Here is a 1247-nt window from a genome sequence, read left to right as displayed (position 1 = left end):
TGTTTTTTTATTTATTTTTTCTTAAGGTGGCTAACTTGATTATAAAATTCGCCATCAATCCATTTTTATCATAATTAAAAAAAAAGCCTAAAATCAATAACAAGTAGAAAATCACTTCTAACTTGAAATTAATCTTAAGCTTTTTTGATTATTTGAAATATTATAATTTGATTTTTTTAAACACAATACCTAATCCCAACATAATCACACCGATAATCGTCAACAAAATACCACTAGTAGCGCCAGCTTGTGGCAATCTGCTTAATCCACCTGCTGAACTTGTATCAGTTGATTGAGCAGCATTAGTTAATAGAACTAAGCCACTGCCTTCATTTATTGAAGACAATGTTTTTTCTTCAATACTATTATCAGGATTTTGACCAACAACTTCTTTACCAGTTAAATCTAAATCACCATTACCATCTATGTCGCCTTCTGAACCACCGTTAATAATGATTTCTTGATCATTGTCTTCTTCATCCACATTTCCATCAGGATTTTCTGGACTTGTTGGTGTTGGATCGATTGTAAAACCAGGGTCAACTAATTCTTTACCTTCGTTATTCTCATCTGGTTCGCCTGGTTCTTCTGGAACAGTCACAATATTGTTGTTATCTTGCAAGTCCCATCTGTGAGTTTCGCCACCAACAACATTCACTTGTTCAGCTACGATATTGCCGTCCAAATTGTGATGAATGTTGATTGTCGCATCTGGAGCTAACACACTGCCTTGGAAAGTGTTATTCATTTCAATAATGCCGTCAAATTGCTTATTACCTGCTGAACTATCATAAAAGTTCCATAGCAAGTGATTGTCATCGAAATATTCTGTCTCTTGATTTGGTCTTTCGATGGAATTTTCTTCACCGTTATTGAATCTTAATTTAATTTGAGAATTCATTGCATACGGATTTTGACCTTTTGTATCAACATTGATGATAATTGAAGTACCGCCTTTATCGGCTGACAACCCTGAAATTGTTAGAGGTGTACTAGCATTCAAAACTTCTGGATCTAAATTGATAACGATTTGATTGTTAGCATCAGCTTCAAAATCACTGAGGTCGATTACTCGTTGGTTTTGGTCTGGAAAATCAGCATTAGTAATTGTCTTAGAATTTGTTGAAACTAACCCTGCTGATTTGTTCTCTAACTTAGCAAATTCTTGCTCAAAATCAAGATATTCATTAGAAGGCGAATTTTATAATCAAGTTAGCCACCTTAAGAAAAAATAAATAAAAAAACAC

The 1247-nt window shown here is 33.7% G+C and carries 2 protein-coding genes and 1 pseudogene; 1 reads left to right on the top strand and 2 read right to left on the bottom strand.

Annotated elements, in window-relative coordinates; translation table 11 throughout:
• Positions 1–160: 160 nt before the first annotated feature.
• Both FC88_RS13130 and FC88_RS13125 read right to left on the bottom strand, forming a co-directional pair.
• Positions 161–484: an LPXTG cell wall anchor domain-containing protein gene (locus tag FC88_RS13130; RefSeq protein WP_235526919.1), complete on the bottom strand. Its 324-nt coding sequence runs from the start codon at positions 482–484 to the stop codon at positions 161–163.
• Positions 485–679: 195 nt separating this feature from the next.
• Positions 680–1132: pseudogene (locus FC88_RS13125) on the bottom strand (collagen-binding domain-containing protein); the annotation flags it as partial.
• On the opposite strand from FC88_RS13125, the gene FC88_RS13120 reads away from it, so the two are divergent.
• Positions 1035–1235: a hypothetical protein gene (locus tag FC88_RS13120; protein WP_235526918.1), complete on the top strand. Its 201-nt coding sequence runs from the start codon at positions 1035–1037 to the stop codon at positions 1233–1235. The pseudogene FC88_RS13125 and the gene FC88_RS13120 overlap by 98 nt on opposite strands.
• The last annotated feature ends 12 nt before the right edge of the window (positions 1236–1247 follow it).

The organism is Companilactobacillus futsaii JCM 17355 (genome assembly GCF_001435505.1).
In the GTDB taxonomy this organism is placed as follows: Bacteria; Bacillota; Bacilli; order Lactobacillales; family Lactobacillaceae; genus Companilactobacillus; species Companilactobacillus futsaii.
Note: the sequence above shows the minus strand (reverse complement) of the source record. Positions and strands in the feature narration are given on the sequence as shown.